This window comes from Paraburkholderia tropica (genome assembly GCF_914484835.1).
Taxonomy (GTDB): domain Bacteria; phylum Pseudomonadota; class Gammaproteobacteria; order Burkholderiales; family Burkholderiaceae; genus Paraburkholderia; species Paraburkholderia tropica_A.
Genome location: NZ_CAJZAR010000063.1, coordinates 1 through 20,568 on the forward strand (window position 1 = coordinate 1; position 20,568 = coordinate 20,568).

22 protein-coding genes are annotated in these 20,568 nt (G+C 65.3%); 17 read left to right on the plus strand and 5 right to left on the minus strand.

Features of this window, described 5'->3' with window-relative positions:
• The 3 genes from rfaD to cysM form a co-directional block, all read left to right on the plus strand.
• Positions 1-793 (plus strand): ADP-glyceromanno-heptose 6-epimerase (gene rfaD / locus LDO54_RS23145; protein ID WP_224013006.1); only part of this gene is annotated, 793 nt, incomplete at its 5' end.
• A gap of 76 nt (positions 794-869) precedes the next feature.
• Positions 870-1,232: a ComEA family DNA-binding protein gene (locus tag LDO54_RS23150; RefSeq protein ID WP_224013007.1), complete on the plus strand. Its 363-nt coding sequence runs from the start codon at positions 870-872 to the stop codon at positions 1,230-1,232.
• A gap of 286 nt (positions 1,233-1,518) precedes the next feature.
• On the plus strand, positions 1,519-2,421 hold the full coding sequence (gene cysM / locus LDO54_RS23155; RefSeq protein ID WP_224013008.1) for a cysteine synthase CysM: 903 nt from the start codon (positions 1,519-1,521) through the stop codon (positions 2,419-2,421).
• A 108-nt stretch (positions 2,422-2,529) separates the two neighbouring features.
• Here the strand turns inward: cysM and mltB are convergent, their stop codons facing one another.
• Positions 2,530-3,828, minus strand: coding sequence for a lytic murein transglycosylase B (gene mltB / locus LDO54_RS23160; RefSeq protein ID WP_224013009.1), 1,299 nt, complete (start codon positions 3,826-3,828; stop codon positions 2,530-2,532).
• 280 nt (positions 3,829-4,108) lie between these two features.
• Here mltB and LDO54_RS23165 point away from each other — a divergent pair, with 280 nt between their 5' ends.
• Together LDO54_RS23165 and LDO54_RS23170 are read left to right on the plus strand one after the other, a co-directional pair.
• On the plus strand, positions 4,109-5,035 hold the full coding sequence (locus tag LDO54_RS23165) for a histone deacetylase family protein (protein ID WP_224013010.1): 927 nt from the start codon (positions 4,109-4,111) through the stop codon (positions 5,033-5,035).
• A 74-nt stretch (positions 5,036-5,109) separates the two neighbouring features.
• On the plus strand, positions 5,110-5,946 hold the full coding sequence (locus tag LDO54_RS23170) for an enoyl-CoA hydratase (RefSeq protein ID WP_224013011.1): 837 nt from the start codon (positions 5,110-5,112) through the stop codon (positions 5,944-5,946).
• Between the two features lie 37 nt (positions 5,947-5,983).
• Here the strand turns inward: LDO54_RS23170 and LDO54_RS23175 are convergent, their stop codons facing one another.
• Positions 5,984-6,817: a lysophospholipase gene (locus LDO54_RS23175; protein ID WP_436975662.1), complete on the minus strand. Its 834-nt coding sequence runs from the start codon at positions 6,815-6,817 to the stop codon at positions 5,984-5,986.
• A 354-nt stretch (positions 6,818-7,171) separates the two neighbouring features.
• On the opposite strand from LDO54_RS23175, the gene LDO54_RS23180 reads away from it, so the two are divergent.
• From LDO54_RS23180 to LDO54_RS23200, 5 genes are all read left to right on the plus strand, one after another.
• Positions 7,172-8,206, plus strand: coding sequence for a methionine ABC transporter ATP-binding protein (locus LDO54_RS23180; RefSeq protein WP_224013013.1), 1,035 nt, complete (start codon positions 7,172-7,174; stop codon positions 8,204-8,206).
• A complete protein-coding gene (locus LDO54_RS23185) occupies positions 8,196-8,849 on the plus strand; it encodes a methionine ABC transporter permease (RefSeq protein ID WP_224013014.1) in 654 nt (217 codons plus the stop codon). Before LDO54_RS23180 ends, LDO54_RS23185 begins: the two co-directional genes overlap by 11 nt.
• 79 nt (positions 8,850-8,928) lie before the next feature.
• Positions 8,929-9,738 (plus strand): MetQ/NlpA family ABC transporter substrate-binding protein, encoded by an 810-nt coding sequence (locus LDO54_RS23190; RefSeq protein ID WP_224013015.1) that lies wholly within the window; start codon positions 8,929-8,931, stop codon positions 9,736-9,738.
• A 214-nt stretch (positions 9,739-9,952) separates the two neighbouring features.
• Positions 9,953-10,702 (plus strand): electron transfer flavoprotein subunit beta/FixA family protein, encoded by a 750-nt coding sequence (locus LDO54_RS23195; RefSeq protein ID WP_224013016.1) that lies wholly within the window; start codon positions 9,953-9,955, stop codon positions 10,700-10,702.
• 13 nt (positions 10,703-10,715) lie between these two features.
• Positions 10,716-11,651 (plus strand): electron transfer flavoprotein subunit alpha/FixB family protein, encoded by a 936-nt coding sequence (locus LDO54_RS23200; RefSeq protein ID WP_224013017.1) that lies wholly within the window; start codon positions 10,716-10,718, stop codon positions 11,649-11,651.
• A gap of 304 nt (positions 11,652-11,955) precedes the next feature.
• On the opposite strand, the gene LDO54_RS23205 is transcribed toward LDO54_RS23200, so the two are convergent.
• A complete protein-coding gene (locus tag LDO54_RS23205; protein ID WP_224013018.1) occupies positions 11,956-13,242 on the minus strand; it encodes a D-amino acid dehydrogenase in 1,287 nt (428 codons plus the stop codon).
• 179 nt (positions 13,243-13,421) lie between these two features.
• Here LDO54_RS23205 and LDO54_RS23210 point away from each other — a divergent pair, with 179 nt between their 5' ends.
• Both LDO54_RS23210 and LDO54_RS23215 read left to right on the plus strand, forming a co-directional pair.
• A complete protein-coding gene (locus LDO54_RS23210; protein WP_224013019.1) occupies positions 13,422-13,910 on the plus strand; it encodes an Lrp/AsnC ligand binding domain-containing protein in 489 nt (162 codons plus the stop codon).
• Between the two features lie 125 nt (positions 13,911-14,035).
• Positions 14,036-15,229, plus strand: a complete 1,194-nt coding sequence (locus tag LDO54_RS23215) for a PA0069 family radical SAM protein (RefSeq protein ID WP_224013044.1) — start codon at positions 14,036-14,038, stop codon at positions 15,227-15,229.
• A gap of 22 nt (positions 15,230-15,251) precedes the next feature.
• On the opposite strand, the gene LDO54_RS23220 is transcribed toward LDO54_RS23215, so the two are convergent.
• Complete coding sequence (locus LDO54_RS23220; RefSeq protein WP_224013020.1) at positions 15,252-15,725, minus strand: NINE protein; 474 nt, start codon at positions 15,723-15,725, stop codon at positions 15,252-15,254.
• Positions 15,726-15,838: 113 nt separating this feature from the next.
• Complete coding sequence (locus LDO54_RS23225) at positions 15,839-16,954, minus strand: PQQ-dependent sugar dehydrogenase (RefSeq protein ID WP_436975663.1); 1,116 nt, start codon at positions 16,952-16,954, stop codon at positions 15,839-15,841.
• A gap of 322 nt (positions 16,955-17,276) precedes the next feature.
• Here LDO54_RS23225 and rpsP point away from each other — a divergent pair, with 322 nt between their 5' ends.
• The 5 genes from rpsP to LDO54_RS23250 all read left to right on the plus strand — a co-directional run bounded on the left by rpsP (position 17,277) and on the right by LDO54_RS23250 (position 20,560).
• The gene (gene rpsP / locus LDO54_RS23230) at positions 17,277-17,531 is read left to right on the plus strand and encodes a 30S ribosomal protein S16 (protein WP_065061258.1); all 255 of its coding nucleotides are present in this window, start codon (positions 17,277-17,279) and stop codon (positions 17,529-17,531) included.
• Between the two features lie 145 nt (positions 17,532-17,676).
• Complete coding sequence (gene rimM / locus LDO54_RS23235) at positions 17,677-18,414, plus strand: ribosome maturation factor RimM (protein WP_224013046.1); 738 nt, start codon at positions 17,677-17,679, stop codon at positions 18,412-18,414.
• A 34-nt stretch (positions 18,415-18,448) separates the two neighbouring features.
• Complete coding sequence (trmD, locus tag LDO54_RS23240; protein ID WP_224013021.1) at positions 18,449-19,216, plus strand: tRNA (guanosine(37)-N1)-methyltransferase TrmD; 768 nt, start codon at positions 18,449-18,451, stop codon at positions 19,214-19,216.
• A gap of 148 nt (positions 19,217-19,364) precedes the next feature.
• Entirely contained in the window at positions 19,365-19,760 is a 396-nt protein-coding gene (rplS, locus tag LDO54_RS23245; protein WP_224013022.1) for a 50S ribosomal protein L19, read from the plus strand.
• A gap of 86 nt (positions 19,761-19,846) precedes the next feature.
• On the plus strand, positions 19,847-20,560 hold the full coding sequence (locus LDO54_RS23250) for a CoA pyrophosphatase (RefSeq protein ID WP_224013023.1): 714 nt from the start codon (positions 19,847-19,849) through the stop codon (positions 20,558-20,560).
• The last annotated feature ends 8 nt before the right edge of the window (positions 20,561-20,568 follow it).

Consider the following 20,568-nt stretch of genomic DNA (forward strand, 5'->3'; position numbering starts at 1 on the left):
CAAGGTGCGTGCGGTGTTCCATGAAGGCGCCTGTTCGGACACGATGGAAACCGACGGCCGCTACATGATGGACAACAACTTCCGCTACAGCCGTGCGGTGCTCGACGCGTGTCTCGCGCAGGGCACGCAGTTTCTGTATGCGTCGTCGGCGGCGATTTACGGCGGTTCGAGCCGTTTCGTCGAGGAGCGCGACGTGGAAGCGCCGCTCAACGTGTACGGCTATTCGAAGTTCCTGTTCGACCAGGTGATCCGCCGCGTGCTGCCCAAGGCGCAGAGCCAGATCGCGGGCTTCCGCTACTTCAACGTCTACGGCCAGCGCGAGACGCACAAGGCGCGCATGGCGTCGGTGGCGTTCCACAACTTCAACCAGTTCCGCGCCGAAGGCCGCGTGAAGCTGTTCGGCGAGTACAACGGCTACGCGCCGGGCGAGCAGACGCGCGATTTCGTGTCGGTGGAAGACGTGGTGAAGGTGAACCTGTTCTTCTTCGATCATCCGGAAAAGAGCGGCATCTTCAATCTCGGCAGCGGCCGCGCGCAACCGTTCAACGATATCGCGACGAGCGTGGTCAACACGCTGCGCGCGCTCGAAGGCAAGCCGGCGCTCTCGCTGGCGGAGCAGGTGAAGGAAGGCCTGATCGAGTACATCCCGTTCCCGGACGCGCTGCGCGGCAAATATCAGTGCTTCACGCAGGCCGACCAGTCGAAGCTGCGCGCAGCGGGCTACGACGCGCCGTTCCTGACGGTGCAAGAGGGTGTCGATCGTTACGTACGTTGGCTGTCCGGCCAGGTGTAACGCGGGATCGTTGCTCCCTAAACTGGATTCTCCTCGCCGGCGATGGTCGCCGGCGAAGGCACAAGGGAGATCCAGCATGTTCAAGAAGCTTCTCGCCGTGGCAGCGCTCGTTGCCGCGTTCGGCCAGGCCTTCGCGGCCGTGGACGTCAATACCGCCAATGAAGACGCGTTGCGCGGCATCAAGGGCATCGGGCCCGCGCGCGCCAAGGCCATTCTCGACGAGCGCGGCGCGCGCGGTCCGTTCAAGGACGCATCCGATCTCGGCAAGCGCGTGAAGGGGCTCGGCGGCCATACCGTCGAACGTCTGCAGGCCGAAGGATTGTCGGTTGGGCCCGCGAACGCGCAGGCGGCCGCTGCGGCGCAAGGCGCGAAGGGTGCGCAGAGCGCGCAGGGCAAGAATGCCGCGCCGCAGCCGGCCACGGTCGCCGTCAAGAAGTAGGGCCACGCTGCGGCAGTGCGCGTGCTGGTGCGCAACGGCGCGCGCGAACCCGCTCGAAAGAGGGGGACGATTCCTTCAGGTGTCGCTTCGGCGACGTTGACCCGCGGCCCGCGCCGCGGGCTTTTTGCGCCACCGCCGCGCGTATGAGCGTCCGTTCGCGCCAATGCGCGTCCCCACCGATGTCAGGGCTAGTCGGCGAGGCCCGGCTGCGTGGTTTAGAATCGAACGATCACGTATTCGTACACGTATTCGCACAATCGCACGTCATCGCGCCTCACCATTCACTATGCCCTACAAGACTATTGAAGACACGATCGGCAATACGCCGCTCGTGCAGCTCGTTCGTCTCCCGGACGATGAAATCCGCGCCCGCAACAATGTCGTGCTGGCGAAGCTCGAAGGCAACAACCCGGCGGGTTCGGTGAAGGACCGCCCGGCGCTGTCGATGATCCGCAAGGCCGAGGAACGCGGCCGCATCAAGCCCGGCGACACGCTGATCGAAGCCACGAGCGGCAATACCGGCATCGCGCTTGCGATGGCTGCGGCCATTCGCGGCTACAAGATGGTGCTGATCATGCCCGAGGACCTCTCGGTCGAGCGCCGTCAGAGCATGGCCGCCTACGGCGCGGAAATCATGCTCACGCCGGTCAAGGGCGGCATGGAATACGCGCGTGACCTCGCCGAGCAGATGCAGCGCGACGGCAAGGGCATCATCCTCGACCAGTTCGCGAACCCGGACAATCCGCTCGCGCACTACGAGACCACCGGCCCGGAAATCTGGCGCGACACGGAAGGGCGCATCACGCACTTCGTGTCGTCGATGGGTACGACGGGCACCATCATGGGCACGTCGCAGTATCTGAAGGAACAGAGCTCGGCGATCGAGATCGTCGGCGCGCAGCCTGAAGAGGGTTCGCGTATTCCGGGCATCCGCAAGTGGCCCGAAGCCTATATGCCGAAGATCTTCGACCGCAGCCGCGTCGACCGCGTCGAGAACGTGAGCCAGGCCGCCGCCGAAGCGATGGCGCGCCGTCTCGCCTCGGTCGAAGGCATTTTCGCGGGCATTTCGTCGGGTGGCGCGTGCGAAGTGGCGATGCGCATCGCGCGTCAGGTCGAGAACGCGACGATCGTGTTCATCATCTGCGATCGCGGCGACCGCTATCTGTCGACGGGCGTGTTCCCGGCGTAAGCGCATCGCTCGCGCATCGAGCGTGCGCACTGAAAAAAACGGGCGGCCTGTTTGCGACAGGCCGCCCGTTCTGTTTGGTGCTTGCTGCGTGGTGTTTGAACGCGATGCTTACTGTGCGCCGCTGTTGTCGTTCAGCGCCGGACCTTTGCCCACGTTCGGTTGCGTCGCGAGCATCTGCGCCTTCACGCGTTCGCCGAGCTGATACACCGCGAGCGCGTAGAAGAAGCTGCGGTTATAGCGCGTGAGCACGTAGAAGTTCTTCAGGCCGAGCATGTACTCGGTCGGACGGCCCGGCGTCGGCAGGTCGATGACGGTGACGGGCGTGCCGCCTTCCGCCGCGATATCGATATTCGGCTCGTTGAGCACGAGGCCCGAGCGCAGCAGCTGCACGAGCGGCCAGCGCGGTTCCGGCTTGCCGTCGGCGGCCGCCTGCGCGATGCCGAGGCTGCCCGCGTCCTTCGCGATCTTCCAGACCACCGGGCGGCCCGGTTCCCAGCCGTTCTTGTTCAGATAGTTCGCGACGCTGCCGATCGCATCCGGCGTGCTGTTGCGCAGATCGATGTGATTGTTGCCTTCGTAATCGACGGCGTACTGGACGATGCTGCTCGGCAGGAATTGCGGAATGCCGATCGCGCCCGTGTACGAACCGAGCACCGATGACGGGTCGATCTGCGCGTCGCGCGTCCAGACCAGATAGTCCTCGAGATTCTTGCGGAACGTTGCCATGCGGTCGGCGCGGTTCGGCGTATCGGGATAATCGAACGCGAGCGTGGTGAGCGCGTCGAGCACGCGGAAGTTGCCCATGTAGCGCCCGTAAATCGTCTCCACGCCGATGATGCCGACGATCACCTCGGGCGGCACGCCGAACTGATCGGACGCGCGCTGCAGCGTGGCCTGGTTCGCGCGCCAGAAGCGCACGCCCGCATTGATGCGCACCGCATCGAGGAAGCGCGCCTGATACGAACGCCAGTTCTTCGCGCTCGGCGTGGGCGAGGGCGTGACGAGCTTCACGGCCGTGGCCGAATAGCTCGCGCTCGAGAACAGCGCGTGCAGCGCGTCGCTGTTGAAGTCGTAGCGCGCGACCATGTCGTTGATGAAGGCATCGACATTCGGATTGTTCGCGTAGCGCTGCGGGATGATTTCCTCTTCAAACGTTTGCCCTTGCGACGCGGCTTGAGGCTGCGTTTGCGGCGGCGTTTGCGCTTGAGGCTGCGCCTGGACTTGAGGCTGGGTCTGCGGCTGTGCCTGGGCGAGCGTGAGCGGCGCGTGCTGCGGGCTCAGCGCGTCGGGCGAGGCCGTTTGCGCCTGCGCGGCTGCGCCCCAGAACGCCGACGCGGCGCACAGTGCAAGGGCGAAAGACGAAAGGCGGGCGTGGCGGCAAGCAGGCAGAGCGGACTTGAGCGTCATGGGAGGCGGGTAGGTCGGGCAGGAGAGAACGGAATCCCGGGCAGTATACCCGAGCACCTTGCGTGAATCGGCCCTGGGCGTGCGGTGGCCGCCCATTGGCGCGGGTGCGCTGTGGTAACGTGATGACTGCCCGCGCTCGAACGCGGGCGCAGAAAAGCGGCACGAAAAGCAGCGGCTAGAAGTTTGGGAATGATTGCAGTCCCGCGCAGCGACCCCCGACGAAAGACCTGAAGGAGACCCGCGGCGTGCGTCCCGGCGCGCGCGGCGGCCAGCACGACACATGACGACCGGCTTTTTCTCGCATCCCGACTGCCTGCTGCACGAAATGGGCGAGTGGCATCCCGAATGCCCCGCGCGCCTGCAGGCCATCGAAGACCAGCTCATCGCGAGCCGTATCGAATCGCTGATCGAGCACGACAGCTCCGCGCCGCTCGCCGAAGAGTCGGCGCTGCTGCGCGTGCATACGCAAGCGCATATCGACTATCTGCGCGCGCTGTCGCCGCAGGAAGGCTACGCGGCGATCGACCCCGACACCTCGATGAATCCGCACACGTGGCAGGCCGCGTTGCGCGCCGCGGGCGCGGCCGTCGCCGCGACGGACGCCGTGCTCGCGGGCCGCTACGAAAACGCGTTCTGCAGCGTGCGCCCGCCGGGCCATCACGCCGAACCCGCGCGCGCGATGGGCTTCTGCTTCTTCAACAACGTGGCTATCGCCGCGCGTCACGCGCTCGACGTGCATGGCCTCTCGCGCGTGGCCGTCATCGACTTCGACGTGCATCACGGCAACGGCACCGAAGCGGCCTTCGCCGGCGACGAGCGCGTGCTCATGTGCAGCATCTTCCAGCATCCGTTCTATCCGTTTTCGGGCGCCGACCAGCAGGCGCCGAACATGGTCAACGTGCCGATGGCGGCGCGCACCAAGGGCATGGAAGTGCGCGAGGCGATCGACATTCTGTGGCTGCCGCGCCTGAACGAATTCAAGCCGGAAATGGTGTTCATCTCGGCGGGTTTCGATGCGCACCGCGAGGACGATCTCGGCAATATGGGCCTCGTCGAAGACGATTACGCGTGGATCACCGAGCAGATCTGCGATATCGCGAATCGCCATGCGAAAGGGCGCATCGTCAGCTGTCTCGAAGGCGGCTACAACCTCTCAGCGCTCGGGCGCAGCGTGGTGGCGCATCTGCGCGTGCTCGCCGGAATCTGATCGACTCGTTTCGAAGATGGGACGCGCGCGCTGCGTGCGTCCGCTCACGTCAACGTTAGAAGGAGTGTCGCGTCATGTGTGCCGCTGCCGTTCCGTCGTCGTCTTCCTCGTCGTCTGCCGCTCACGCTTCCCACGAAACCGCGCCGCTCGTCGAGATCGCGCATGACGCGTATGGCGTGCCCGGCGTCGTGCGCCTCACGCTCAATCGTCCCGATGCGTTTAATGCGTTGTCCGAAGCGCTGATCGACGCCGTGCAGACCGAACTCGGCGCGCTCGCACAATCGGACGCGCGCGTGGTGGTGATCGCGGCGGCGGGGCGCGCGTTCTGCGCGGGCCACGATCTCAAGGAAATGCGCGCGGCGCCTTCGCTCGACTACTACAAGCAATTGTTCGCGCGCTGCTCGAAGATGATGCTCGCGATCCAGAAGATGCCGCAGCCTGTGATCGCGCGCGTGCACGGCGTGGCCACCGCCGCGGGTTGCCAGCTCGTGGCGATGTGCGATCTCGCCGTGGCTGCCGATACCGCGCGTTTCGCCGTGTCGGGCATCAATCTCGGGCTGTTCTGCTCGACGCCTTCGGTGCCGCTCACGCGCAACGTGTCGCGCAAGGCGGCCTTCGAAATGCTGATGACGGGCGAGTTCATCGACGCGCAAAAGGCGCTGCGCGAAGGGCTCGTGAACCGCGTGGTGGCCGCCGACGCGCTCGACGCCGAAGTGACGGCGCTCGCCGCGAGCATTTGCGCGAAGCCGCGCGAGGCGGTGGCGGCGGGCAAGGGCCTGTTCTACCGGCAACTCGAAATGGGTATCGAGGCCGCGTATCAGCTCGCCGGGCAGACCATGGCGTGCAACATGATGACGGACCCGGCGCTCGACGGCGTGCAGGCCTTCATCGAGAAGCGCGGCGCGAAGTAAGGTTGAAAAGCGAGCGTTAAAAAAAGCGAACGCCGCCTCAGCAGTGGCGTTCGATCCACTCCACCATCGACGCGATCACGCGCTCGCGATCCAGATCGTTGAGCGTTTCGTGATAGCTGCCTTCATAGAGCGTGAGCGTGCGATCCGGCGACCCCACATGCGCGTCGAACGCGCGGCTGCCGTCGGGTTCCGTGAGCTTGTCCTCGGTGCCGTGCCAGATCAGCACGGGCAGACGCAACTGCGCGCGGCCCGCTTCGATGCGCTTCATCGCTTCCAGCAACTCCGCGCCCGTGCGCGCCGGAATCGCGCCGTGATGCACGAGCGGATCGGCGCGATTGGCCTCGACCACGGCGGCGTCGCGCGCGAGCAGGGCGTCGTCGATCTTCATCGCCGGAAAGCGCGGCCAGACGGCGCTCATCACGCGGCTCGCGGCGATCATCCAGTGCGGCACATCGCGGCCGGGCGCGAGCGCGGCGCTCGACAGCAGCAGGCCCGCGAGCGGCACGCCGCCTTGCGGCGCGCGTTCGATCGCATAGAGCGCGGCGATCGCGCCGCCCATGCTGTGGCCCATCAGAAAGAGCGGCGTGTGGCGCGCCGCGCATTGCGCGCCCGCGTGCGCGATCAGCGCCTGGGCGTCGTCCAGATATTCGTCGAACCGGTTGATCCAGGCGCGCCGCCCGCTCGCGCGTCCGTGGCCGCGCAGGTCGATCGTGTAGACGTCGATGCCCGCTGCGTTCAGGCGCGCCGCGAGCGCGGCGTAGCGCTGCGCGTGTTCGGCGAGGCCGTGAATCAGCGCGATGGCCGCGCGCGGCGGCGTCCCGCGCGTGCGCCACGCGTAGAGCGGCAGTTCGGCGCCGTCGTGGATGCGCAGCGTCACCGTGTCGGGCAGGCGCGCCGCGGGCTGGGCGGTGTTGATTGGCTGGGTCGTCTCCATCTGCGCTGTCTCCGCTGTCTCTTTTAGTCGTTGTAAGTTTTTGTCTGACGGCAGAGTGTAGCCGCGGTTTCCCCGGGCTTTCCGTGCTTTTTGCCGCGCTGGGACTCTAATGAATTTCAGTAATGAATTTATCGAAATGGATTATTAAAAGGAATTTGGCTCGCCAGGGTAAAATGGCGAGTTGACTCCAGACCAGCAAACGGCGGCTGTCTGCCGGCGCGACGCGTTCAGGCGATCCCAACGATCGCGTGCACGGGCGGCGCGCGGCACGCCCGCCGTTTCGTTTTTTCCATGATCGAAATTCGAAACGTTTCCCAGCGCTTCGCGGGCCCACAAGGCTGGATCGAAGCGCTGCACAACGTCAATCTGACGATTCCGCAGGGCGAGGTGTTCGGCATCATCGGCCGCAGCGGGGCGGGCAAGAGCACGCTCGTGCGCACCATCAACCTGCTGACGCGACCGACCGAGGGCGACATCGTCGTCAACGGCCGCACGCTCACGTCGCTGTCGAGCGCGGACCTGCGCGAGGCGCGCCGCGAAATCGGCATGATTTTCCAGCACTTCAACCTGCTGTCGTCGCGCACGGTGTTCGACAACGTGGCGCTGCCGCTCGAACTCGCGGGCATGAAGCGCGCCGAGATCGAAGCCGCGGTGCTGCCGCTGCTCGAACTCGTCGGCCTCACGGCGCAGAAGGACCGTTATCCGTCGCAGATCAGCGGCGGCCAGAAGCAGCGCGTGGGCATCGCGCGCGCGCTGGCGAGCAAGCCGAAAGTGCTGCTCTCCGACGAAGCCACGTCGGCGCTCGACCCCGAAACCACGCGCGCGATTCTCGACCTGCTGCGCAAGATCAATCGCGAGCTCAAGCTCACGGTCGTGATGATCACGCACCAGATGGAAGTGATCAAACAGGTCTGCGACCGCGTGGCCGTGCTCGACGCGGGCCGCGTGGTGGAAAGCGGTCCCGTGATCGACGTGTTCCTGCAGCCGCGCCACGAAGTCACGCGCGCGCTGCTCGGCGACGTGATCGCGCAGGAACTGCCGCCCGCGCTCAAGGTGCGCGTGACCGAGCGTCTCGCGAAGGGCAACGCGCATCTGCTGCGCCTCGCCTTCACGGGCACGGGCGTCGATCAGCCGGTGCTCTCGGAAACGATTCGCCGCTTCGAACTCGATTTCAACATCCTGCACGGCCAGATCGACGAGATCCAGGGGCAGGCGTTCGGCTCGCTCGCGGTGCTCGCGGCGGGCGATCCGGTGAAGGTCGCGCAGGCGATTACGTGGCTGCGCGAGCAGGGTGTGGTGGTGGAGGAGCTGTCCCATGTGGAGTGAAATGTTCGATATGTTCGTCCAGTCCTTCTGGGAGACGCTCATCATGGTGGGCATCTCGGGACTGGTCGGCGCCGCCATCGGCCTGCCGCTCGGCGTGCTGCTCTATCTGACGGACCGCAACGGCGTGCTCCAGAACCTCGCCGTCAATCGCGTGATGGGCGTGATCGTCAACGCGGTGCGTTCGACGCCGTTCATCATCCTGCTGGTCGCCGTGATTCCGTTCACGCGTGTCGTGGTGGGCTCGTCGATCGGCACGGCGGCCGCCGTCGTGCCGCTGACCATTTCGGCCGCGCCGTTCATCGCGCGTCTGGTGGAAACGGCGCTGCGCGAAGTCGATCGCGGCCTGATCGAAGCCGCGCTGTCGATGGGCGCGAGCACGCGCCAGATCGTCTTCAAGGTGCTGCTGCCCGAGTCGCTGCCCGGTGTGGTGGCGGGTCTCACGATCACGTTCATCTCGCTCGTCGGCTATTCGGCGATGGCGGGCGCGATCGGCGGCGGCGGTCTGGGCGACCTCGGCATCCGCTACGGCTATCAGCGCTTCGAACCCGAAGTGATGCTGCTCGTGGTGGTCGTGCTGATCGTGTTCGTGCAGCTCGTGCAGTCGTTCGGCGACTGGCTCGTGCGGCGCTTGAGCCACAAGTAAGCTGCAAATAAGCCTTAAAACCAGCGGTAAACCGCGCCGATCACCGCGCCCATAACATCAACGAGACAGAGGTTTGGCCATGCAACGACGCTTCATGATCCGGCTGGCGAGCGCGCTCGGCGCGGCAACGCTGATCGCCCCGCTGTGCGCGCCGCTCGCGGCGCACGCCGACGAAACCATCAAGGTCGGCGTCACGGGCGGACCGCACGAGCAGGTGATGGAAGTGGTGAAGCGCGTGGCCGCGAAGAACGGGCTGACGATCAAGATCGTGGAGTTCTCCGACTACGTGCAGCCGAATGCGGCGCTCGCGGGCGGCGATCTCGATGCGAACAGTTACCAGCATCAGCCGTATCTCGATGCGCAGGTGAAGGATCGCGGCTACAAGCTCGTGAAGCTCGCCGACACGGTCACGTTCCCGATGGGCATCTACTCGAAGAAGGTGAAGACGCTCGCGGAACTGAAGCCGGGTGCGCGGATTGCGGTGCCGAACGACCCGACCAACGGCGGTCGCGCGTTGTTGCTGCTGCAAAAACAGGGGCTCATCAAGCTGCGCGACGGCGCGAGTTTGAAGGCCACGCCGCTCGACATCGTGGAAAACCCCAGGAAGCTGAAGATCGTCGAACTGGACGCGGCGCAGATTCCCCGCTCGCTCGACGACGTGGACGCCGCCGCGATCAACACGAACTTCGCGATGGAAGCGGGGCTCAAGCCGAAGGCCGATGCGATCGCGATCGAGGACCCGAAAGGCCCGTACGTGAACATCCTCGCGATCCGCGAGGCCGATCGCAACAAGCCCTGGGCGGCGAAGCTGGTGGCGGCGTATCACTCGCCGGAGGTGAAGCAGTACATCGAACAGAAGTTCGGCGGCGCAGTGATCGCGTCGTGGTAAGCCCTGGGCTGACGGATTAGATAGAGAATTCAGTCGGAGCCCGGGCTTGAAGCCCGGGTTTTTTTCGACATAAAATCGCACGATCGTTCGCTACTGTTGGCCGGGCCGCAGCAAGCGGTTCGTGCGGGAAAAATGCTGGCGGCAAGCTGCGCCCTCCGGGGCTATCGCTATAATGTCCGCCAGGTTGACGTATTCGTAACTTCGGAGCATGTGAATGAAAGTCCTTGTGCCTGTCAAACGCGTAGTCGATTACAACGTGAAGGTTCGTGTGAAGTCGGACGGCACGGGCGTCGACATTGCCAACGTGAAAATGTCGATGAACCCGTTCGACGAAATCGCCGTGGAAGAGGCCGTTCGTCTGAAGGAAGCGGGTGTCGCGACCGAAGTGATCGCTGTGTCCGCAGGCGTCGCGCAAGCGCAGGAAACGCTGCGCACGGCGCTGGCAATCGGCGCGGATCGCGCGATCCTGATCGAGTCGAATGAAGACCTCCAGCCGCTGGCTGTCGCGAAGCTGCTCAAGGCGCTCGTCGACAAGGAACAGCCGCAACTCGTCATCCTCGGCAAGCAGGCCATCGACGACGATTCGAATCAAACGGGCCAGATGCTCGCCGCGCTGGCGGACCTGCCGCAAGCCACCTTCGCCTCGAAGATCACGGTCGCCGACGGCAAGGCCACGGTCGCGCGTGAAGTCGACGGCGGCGCGGAAACGCTGTCGCTCTCGCTGCCCGCAGTCGTCACGACGGACCTGCGCCTGAACGAGCCGCGCTACGTCACGCTGCCGAACATCATGAAGGCGAAGAAGAAGCCGCTGGAAACGATCAAGCCGGAAGACCTCGGTGTGGACGTCACGCCGCGTCTGAAGACGCTGAAGGTTTCGGAGCCGCCCAAGCGCAGCGCCGGCGTGAAGGTCGCCGACGTGAAGACGCTGGTCGAGAAGCTGAAGACCGAAGCCAAGGTGCTGTGAGGAGCAACGAAAAATGACGAATCTGGTTATTGCTGAACACGACAATCAGTCGATCAAGGCCGCGACGTTGAACGCGGTGTCGGCTGCACAGAAGATTGGCGGCGACGTGCACGTGCTGGTCGCGGGCCACAACGCGCAAGCGGCTGCGGACGCAGCGGCGAAGATCGTGGGCGTCTCGAAGGTGATCCTCGCCGACGCGCCGCAACTCGCACAGGGCCTCGCGGAAAACGTCGAAGCCACGGTTCTCTCCATCGCGAAGAACTACTCGCACATCCTCGCGCCGGCGACGGCAGCGGGCAAGAACGTCACGCCGCGCATCGCCGCGAAGCTCGACGTCGCGCAGATCTCGGACATCACGGCCGTTGAAGCGCCGGACACGTTCGAGCGCCCGATCTACGCGGGCAACGCCATCGCCACGGTGCAATCGGCTGATCCGGTCAAGGTCATCACGGTGCGTACCACGGCGTTCGATCCGGTTGCAGCCGAAGGCGGCAGCGCGCCGGTCGAGAAGATCGACGCGGCAGCGGACAACGGCAAGGCGCAATTCGTCGGCCGTGAAGTCACGAAGCTCGATCGCCCGGAACTCACGAGCGCGAAGATCATCGTCTCGGGTGGCCGCGGTCTGGGCAGCGGCGAGAACTACACCAAGGTTCTGGAGCCGCTGGCAGACAAGCTGAACGCAGCGCTCGGCGCGTCGCGCGCAGCGGTCGACGCGGGCTACGTGCCGAACGATTATCAGGTCGGTCAGACCGGCAAGATCGTCGCGCCGCAGCTTTACATCGCGGTCGGCATCTCGGGTGCGATCCAGCATCTGGCCGGCATGAAGGACTCGAAGACCATCGTCGCGATCAACAAGGACGAAGAAGCGCCGATCTTCAGCGTGGCCGATTACGGTCTCGTCGGCGATCTGTTCACGGTCGTGCCGGAACTCGTCAACGAACTCGGCTAAGTATCGCGAACACCAGACGTCTGCATCGCATGACGTCTGACACAAAAAAGGGGCGCTTCGTGCGCCCCTTTTTTCGTTCATCAGCGGATGAGGGAACTGGCGGGTCTCGACGAGATCGCCGCGCTGCCAGGCGGCGAGGACGCCACGCCCGACGCGCCTGAAGCCGTGCTGGCGCTCGCGGAAGATCAGTTCTGATTAACGGAGCTTGCAGACTGCGCGCCCATGAAAAAACGGCGGCCTCTTTGACAGAGCGCCGCCGTTTTTTTGCCGCTTTCGATGAAGCCGCGAATGAACCCGTGAAGCCTTACGCATAAGCCGGGCGATGCGTGCCGTGCTGCTCGCCGAGGTAGCGATAGACCGAGAGATCGTCGGCCTTGATCGCGGGCTTCTTGCCCGAGATGAGGTCGGCGAGCAACTGGCCCGAGCCGCACGACATGGTCCAGCCGAGCGTGCCGTGGCCCGTGTTCAGGAACAGGTTCGAGAGCGGCGTGCGGCCCACGACGGGCGTGCCGTCCGGCGTCATCGGGCGCAGGCCGGTCCAGAAGCTGGCCTTGGCCGTGTCGCCGCCGCCGGGGAACAGGTCGTTCACGCACATTTCGAGCGTTTCGCGGCGTGCCTGCTTCAGCGACTTGTCGAAGCCGACGATTTCCGCCATGCCGCCCACGCGGATGCGGTCGTCGAAACGCGTGATCGCGATCTTGTAGGTTTCGTCGAGCACGGTGGAGATCGGCGCGGCGTCGGCGTTGACGATCGGCGCGGTGATCGAATAACCCTTGAGCGGATAGACCGGAATCTTCACGAGACCCGCGAGCATCTTCGTGGAGTACGAACCGAGCGCGAGCACGTAGCTGTCGGCGCGCACGAGTTCGCTGCCGCATTGCACGCCCGCGATGCGGTCGCCCTGCACGGCGAGGCCGTCGATCGGCGTGTTGTAGCGGAACTTCACGCCGAGTTCGGCGGCCATCGCGGCGAGGCGCGTGGTGAACAGCTGGCAGTCGCCGGTTTCGTCGCCGGGCAGGCGCAGGCCGCCCGTGAGCTTGTGCGAGACCGCGGCGAGCGCCGGCTCCGCGCGGCCGAGTTCGGCGGCGGTCAGCAGTTCGTACGGCACGTTGGCATCCTTGAGCACGGCGATGTCCTTCGCCGCGCCTTCGAATTGCTGCTGCGTGCGGAACACCTGCAGCGTGCCGCCCGTGCGGCCTTCGTACTGGATGCCGGTGTCGGCGCGCAGCGCCTGCAGGCAGTCGCGGCTGTATTCGGCCAGACGCACCATGCGGCCCTTGTTCTGCGCGTAGCGCTCGGCCGTGCAGTTCTGCAGCATCTGCCACATCCATTGCAGCTGGAACTTCGTGCCGTCGAGGCGGATGGCGAGCGGCGCGTGCTTCTCGAACATCCACTTGATGGCCTTGAGCGGCACGCCCGGCGCCGCCCACGGCGCGGCGTAACCCGGCGAGATCTGACCGGCGTTCGCAAAACTGGTTTCGAGCGCGGGACCGGCCTCGCGGTCGATCACCGTCACTTCATGGCCCGCGCGGGCGAGATACCAGGCGCTGGCCACCCCGACCACACCACTGCCCAACACGACGACTCGCATAGCTGCTCCGTAGAGGTAATTGTTTGGGCTACGCGGTCTTGCCGGGGCTCCGCGTGGCCGTTTTGGTCGACGGCAGGGCGGATGGCATGAAAATCCGGGTGTAGCCAGTAATATCGACTATGCTATTGTTGTAAGCCTAGGTTTTGTTATTGTATTTATCTGATTTTCAGGAAAAAAGCATGAGAACGCAGCGTCAGCCGGTCCGCGCGCTCGACCGGCTCGATCACCGCATCCTCAAACTGCTCCAGCAGGACGGCCGCATGGCCATGAAAGACCTCGCGGAGCAGGTCGGTCTGTCGGTCACGCCGTGCATCGAACGGGTCAAGCGCATGGAGCGCGACGGCGTCATCACGGGCTACTACGCGCGCGTGAATCCGGGCGTGCTGGGCGCGGCGCTGCTGGTGTTCGTGGAGATCACGCTCGACCACAAGAGCGGCAACATGTTCGACCAGTTCCGCCGCGAGGTGCAGAAGATTCCCGAGGTGCTCGAGTGCCATCTGGTGTCGGGCGACTTCGACTATCTGATCAAGGCGCGCATCGGCGAAATGGCCGACTACCGCAAGCTGCTCGGCGACATCCTCCTGCAACTGCCCGGCGCGGTGCAGTCGAAAAGCTATGTGGTGATGGAGGAGATCAAGGAGACGCTGACGATCGCGGTGGGCGAGTAGCGGGGTGGGCGACCCGGCGACCCGGCGGGCAAGCGACGCCGCCCCGTTTTTCGGGCTCGACAAAGCGTCTCGATACTGTATATTTGTACAGTATCGAGACGCTTTGTTTTTGCCCCGTGAATCGCATCCCTCCCGCGAACGACACCGATCGCGCCCCCGACTCCGAAGCCTGGTATCCCGTCGCGCCGCCCACGCCGCGCAAGGGACGCGGCGCGGTCACGAACCTGCAAGGGCGCTACGAGGTCGATCAGCGCGAGGCTTACGACGATGGCTGGCAGCACGTCGAATCGGCGTCCGACGCGCGCGAGCGCGGTGAAGAGGCGTGCGAGGAAGCCGGCGAGAGTGAAGCGCTGGAGCCCGCGCTGCGCACGCAGATCTACGAGGAGCGCGCGAAAAGCATTCTCACGCGCAACCAGTCGCCGGACATTCCGTTCAACGTCTCGCTCAATCCGTATCGCGGCTGCGAGCATGGCTGCATCTACTGTTTCGCGCGGCCCACGCACAGCTATCTGGGGCTGTCGCCGGGCCTCGATTTCGAGAGCCGCCTGTACGCGAAGATCAACGCGCCTGAACTGCTCGCGCGCGAACTCGCTAAACCCAACTACGAGCCGGAACCGATCGCGCTCGGCGTGAACACCGATGCGTGGCAGCCCGTCGAGCGCGAGCTGCGTATCACGCGGCGCGTGATCGAGGTGTTGTCGGAACGGCAGCATCCGTTCGCGGCCATCACGAAATCGTCGCTGATCGAACGCGATCTCGACCTGCTCGCGCCCATGGCCGAGCGTCAGCAGTTCATGGCCGCGATCACCATCACCACGCTCGATGCCGACATCGCGCGCACGCTGGAGCCGCGCGCGGCCACGCCGTCGCGCCGCCTGCGTACGATCCGCACGCTCGCGCAGGCGGGCATACCGGTCGGCGTGAGCATCGCGCCGGTCATTCCCTTCGTCACCGAGCCGGACATGGAACGCGTGCTCGAAGCCTGCGCCGAGGCGGGCGCGACGAGCGCGAGCTATATCGTGCTGCGGCTGCCGTGGGAAGTCGCGCCGCTCTTTCAGGACTGGCTCGCCGCGCATTTCCCGCAGCGCGCCGAGCGCGTGATGAGCCGCGTGCGCGACATGCGCGGCGGCAAGGATTACGAGTCGTCGTTTTCGCAGCGCATGAAGGGCACGGGGCTATGGGCCGATCTGCTCAAGCAGCGCTTTCATAACGCCGTGCGCCGGCTCGGGTTGAACGAGCGGCGTCACGGCATTCTCGATATGTCGGAGTTCGTGCGCGCGAAGGCGCTGGTGCAGAAGCGTCAGTTCGATCTGTTCTGAGCGCGGCGGCGTCGCGATGACGTTATTGCGAAATCGCCTTGGCCGCTTCGACCTGCGATTCGAAATACGTCTGGAACGAGAGCGCGAGACCGGTCATCAGCAGGAACGCGCCGATCAGCAGCGAGAAGATCACCACGAAGATCACGGTCCAGCCCGAGCGGTTCGCGCGCTGGCCTGCGAAGGCGGCGTTGAATTGCGCGTCCCACTTCGCGTCGGGACGCAGGCCGTAGACGATCGCGGCCAGAAACGCCGAGAGCACCGAGACCGCGCCGATCACGGCGAGTCCCCAGCCGGGCACCGAGGCGCGCTCGGTCGCCATCAGCAGCAGCACGCCCGGAATGCCGATCAGCGTGCCGGCGATGTGCGCCCAGCCCCACACGTCGCGCGCGCCATACAGATAGAAGCGGTGCGCGCCAAGGCTGCCGAGCAGGAAGGCGAGGGCGGCGGTGAGCGTCTTGTTGCGAAAGCGTGCTGCGGGTTTGTTTTGATTGGACATGAGCAGGCGAGGGCGTGATGGGCGCGCGGCTCATTGTACGTGGCGTGCGCGCGCGTCAGCAGCGCCTGGCGCTTATGTTCGCGCTCACGTGCGCGCGGTGGTCGAAGCCGCGCTCAGGGTTTCGAATACGTCACGCGGTAGATCGCGCCCGCGTAATCGTCGCTGATGAGCAGCGAGCCGTCGGGCAGCGGCAGCACGTCGGCGGGACGGCCCCACTGGGTTTCGTCCGCATTGAGCCAGCCTTGCGCGAACACCTGCTGTTTCGCGTTCTTGCCGTCCGCGTCGACGCTCACGCGCACCACGCGGTAACCCGACTTCTTGCTGCGGTTCCACGAGCCATGCTCCGCGATGAAAATGCTGTCGCGATACTCGGGCGGAAACATCGCGCCTGTATAGAAGCGCATGCCGAGCGCCGCCACGTGCGCGCCCAGTTGCGCGACCGGCGGCGTGAAGCCGCTGCACGGATGATCCTTGCCGAACTCGGGATCGCTGACATCGCCGCCATGACAGTACGGAAAGCCGAAGTCGAGGCCCGCGCGCGGCAGGCGGTTGAGCTTGTCGGAGGGGATATCGTCGCCGAGCATGTCGCGGCCGTTGTCGGTGAACCAGAGTTCGTGCGTGCGCGGATGCCACGCGAAACCGACGGTGTTGCGCACGCCGCGCGCGAGGGTCTCGTAGTGCGTGCCGTCCGGGTCCATGCGTCCGATCATGGCGTAGTGCGTGCGCTGCGGATCGTTGGCGGGCAGGCAGACGTTGCACGGCGCGCCTTGCGGCACGTAGAGCTTGCCGTCGGGGCCGAAGGCGATGAACTTCCAGCCGTGATGGCGCGAATCGGGCAGCGAGGCGGTGACCACGGCGGGTTTGGGCGGATCGTCCAGATGCGTGTCGATGCCATCGAGCCGCACGATCGACGAAACCGCCGAGATATAGAGCGCGCCGTCGCGCCAGGCCACGCCCACGGGCATGGTGAGCCCCGAGGCCACCACATGCCGCTTCACGGCCCGGCCGTCGCGCAGTTCGAGCGCGTAGACGCGGCTGTCCATGCTGCCCACGTAGAGAATGCCTTGCGGCGAGAGCGTCATTTCGCGCGCGGCGGGCACGTCGTCGGAGAGAACTTCGATATGGAAGCCGGGCGGCAGCTGGATGCGCTCGATCGGCAGGGCCGCGCGCGCGAACGGCGCGAGCAGGAGCATCGACAGCGGTATCGACAGCGCGATGGCGAGGCGCATCACTGTGTTCGGCAGGCGCGATCTGTTGCGGTACAGATACAGGGTGGGATCGAACAGCGGATCAAGCGTGGCCGTCCGGGCGGCATCGTGGCGGCGGCCGAAAAAGCGGGCGAGCAGGGCGCCGGGCCGCGCCGTCAAACGCTGGAACGCCCGTGCGAGGCGGACGCGAAGCGCGGGTCGATCATCGTGCATCGTCGCTTTCCCCGGTGTTTTTCACAGGGTCTCCGAGCAGATTCCAGTTAAGTGTTTGTTATGCCATTGGTTTCGGGCTATAATCGCATGTTTCAGTAGTCCCGAACCCCCGGTTTTCAAGGATTCTAGTATGGTTATCATCCGTCTGGCACGCGGCGGCTCGAAGAAGCGCCCGTTCTACAACATCGTCGCAACCGATTCGCGTAACCGTCGCGACGGCCGTTTCATCGAGCGCGTGGGCTTCTACAACCCGGTCGCTACCAAGGGTGAAACGCTGCGTATCGCTCAAGATCGCGTGACGTACTGGCAGGAAAACGGCGCGCAAATGTCGCCGGCTGTCGAGCGTCTCGTGAAGCAATCGCAAAAGGCTGCTCCGGCTGCTTAAGTGGCTGCCTGAGTATGTGCTTGCTGGGCTGCGTCGCTTGACTACGGTTTTGTACCCGGTCTTGCCGCAGTCTTTCACCTGTTTCACCCCAGTGCGCGCAGCGTAAGCCGCGTGTACGACATCAAGCTGGCTGCGAGGTTTGTCCATGCCCGAGCATGACGACGCAAAAGCGGACGCCAAGGCTAAGGGCGAGGTATCGCAGAGCAGTGGCAAGACCGGCGGGCGCACCGCGCCGTCGTTCGGCGCGTTCGCGCGCAAGGCGCCGGTGCGCGAAGTGGTGCGTGAAAACGCCACCCAGGGCGCCCCAAAAGGCGAAGGCCTGCGCGCTGAATCCGAGGCGAGCTGGCCGGCCGACGCGGTCGAAGTCGGCGCCGTGATCGATGCCTATGGCCTCAAGGGCGGGCTGAAGATCGCGCCGCACGCCGAAGGCGGCCGTGCGCTCATCGCAGCGAAACGCTGGTGGTTCCTCAAGGGCCGCGAGCGTCCCACGCTGCATTCCGCGGTGCGCGCGAGCGCCAAGGTGCACGGCGACTCCGTCGTCGGGCAGTTGAACGCAATCGCCGACCGCGACACCGCGCTGCAGTTGCGCGGTGCACGCATCTACGTGAGCCGCGCCGATTTTCCCGCGCCGGAAACCGACGAGTATTACTGGGTCGATCTGATCGGTCTCGACGTCGCCAACGAGGCGGGTGTTGAGCTCGGCAAGGTCGCCGGTCTCATCGACAACGGTGCGCAGTCGGTGTTGCGCGTCGAGTATCCCTCGGCGGGCAAAGACGGCAAGCCTGTCACCGGCGAGCGGCTGATCCCGTTCGTCGGCGTGTTTGTGAAGACGGTTGACCTGGCGGCGAAACGCATTGTCGTCGACTGGGATGCCGATTTTTGATCCTGCTGTGCTGATTCGCTGAACGGAGAGAGCGATGCAGTTCGATGTCGTCACGCTCTTTCCCGAGATGTTTCGCGCGATCACCGACTGGGGTATCACCAGCCGGGCCGCGAAGCAGGAGCGCTATACGCTGCGTACGTGGAATCCGCGCGATTTCACGACCGACAACTACCGCACCATCGACGATCGCCCTTACGGCGGCGGCCCCGGCATGGTCATGCTGGCCAAGCCGCTTGAAGCGGCCATCGGCGCGGCGAAAGCCGCGCAGGCGGAGCAGGGCGCGCCTCAACCGCGCGTGTTGCTGATGTCGCCGCAAGGCAAGCCGCTCACGCACGAGCGCGCCGTGGAGTTCGCCCAGGAATCCGGTTTCGTGATCCTGTGCGGGCGCTACGAGGCGATCGACCAGCGTCTCGTCGACCGTTACGTCGACGAGGAAGTCAGTCTGGGCGACTTCGTGCTGTCCGGCGGCGAGCTGCCGGCGATGGCGCTGATGGACGCGGTAGTGCGATTGCTGCCGGGCGTGCTGAACGACGCGCTCTCGGCGGTGCAGGATAGTTTCGTCGACGGTCTGCTCGACTGTCCGCATTACACGCGGCCGGAGGAATACGACGGCGTGCGGGTGCCCGATGTGCTGCTCGGCGGCCATCATGCGGAAATCGAGCAATGGCGCCGCCGCGAATCGCTGCGCAACACGTTTCACAAGCGGCCCGATCTGATCGCGCGGGCTCGCAAGAACAAGATGTTGAGCCGTGCCGACGAGGCATGGCTCGCTAGTCTCGCGAAGGGTTCGAGCGAAGCGTAAGGCTTCGGGCGGACAGGGCGCGAGGCGCCCAAGGCGGCGCCGCTTCATGCGTGAACGGTGCCAGTTGTGAATCCATCCTCTATCGGGGCCGTGCTGCCGCAATCCGGCGCAGGTACGAACGCCGACAAGATGGCTTACGGAGTCATTCATGAATCTGATCGAAAAACTCGAGCAGGAAGAAATCCAGCGCGTGCTGGGCGAGAAAACCATCCCCGAATTCGCTCCTGGCGATACGGTGATCGTGAACGTGAACGTGGTTGAAGGTAACCGCAAGCGCGTTCAGGCATACGAAGGCGTCGTGATCGCAAAGCGTAACCGCGGTCTGAACTCGGCGTTCATCGTGCGCAAGATCTCGTCGGGCGAAGGCGTCGAGCGTACGTTCCAGACGTACTCGCCGCTGCTGGCAAGCATCGTGGTGAAGCGCCGCGGCGACGTGCGTCGCGCGAAGCTCTACTACCTGCGCAACCTGTCGGGCAAGAAGGCACGTATCAAGGAAAAGCTGGTGTCGAAAGACCGCGCAGCTGCTCCGGCCGCACAGGCGTAAAAGCTGTAAGAAAGAAGCACCCTTCGGGGTGCTTTTTTCTTTTTGGCCGCAAAATACTTTCCTGTGCCCGAATCCCGAGTCAGCCGTTGATCCGTCCAGTATTTGAACCCGAAAGCCTGCCGATCGAATCGACGGGCGCCGATCTGCCCCTCATCGCCGCCGAACGGCTTACGCCCGATGGTCTGCGTGCGCGCTTCGAGCAACGCCTGCCCTGGCAGCCGGAGCCGCAGGAGGCGCGTGTGCTGGAGATCCGCGATCCGCGCGAGGCCGCGGTGCTGATGCCGATCGCGATGCGTCCCTCGGGTCTCACGGTCCTGCTCACGCAGCGCGCCGACAATCTCAGCAATCACGCCGGCCAGGTCAGTTTCCCCGGCGGCAGCCGCGAACCCTCCGACCCCACGCCGATTGCTGCCGCGCTGCGCGAGGCGCACGAGGAGGTCGATCTCGATCCGGCGCGCGTCGAGGTGCTGGGCGCCTTGCCCGATTACCTCACGGGCACGGGTTTCCGCGTCACGCCCGTGGTGGGCCTCGTGCACGAGCCGTTCACGCTCGCGGCCGATTCGCTCGAAGTGGCGAGCATCTTCGAGGTGCCGCTCGGCTTCCTGATGAACCCCGCGCATCACGAAGTGCGCGTCTGGCGCTGGGAAGGCGGCGAGCGCCGTTTCTTCGCGATGCCCTATCCGCAGCAGGGCGTGCAGCCCGGCGCGATGCGTGAGGCGGGCGGCGTGGGCGGCACGCATTTCATCTGGGGCGCGACGGCGGGCATGCTGCGCAACTTCTATCGCTTCCTGCTCGCCTGAGGCGGCGC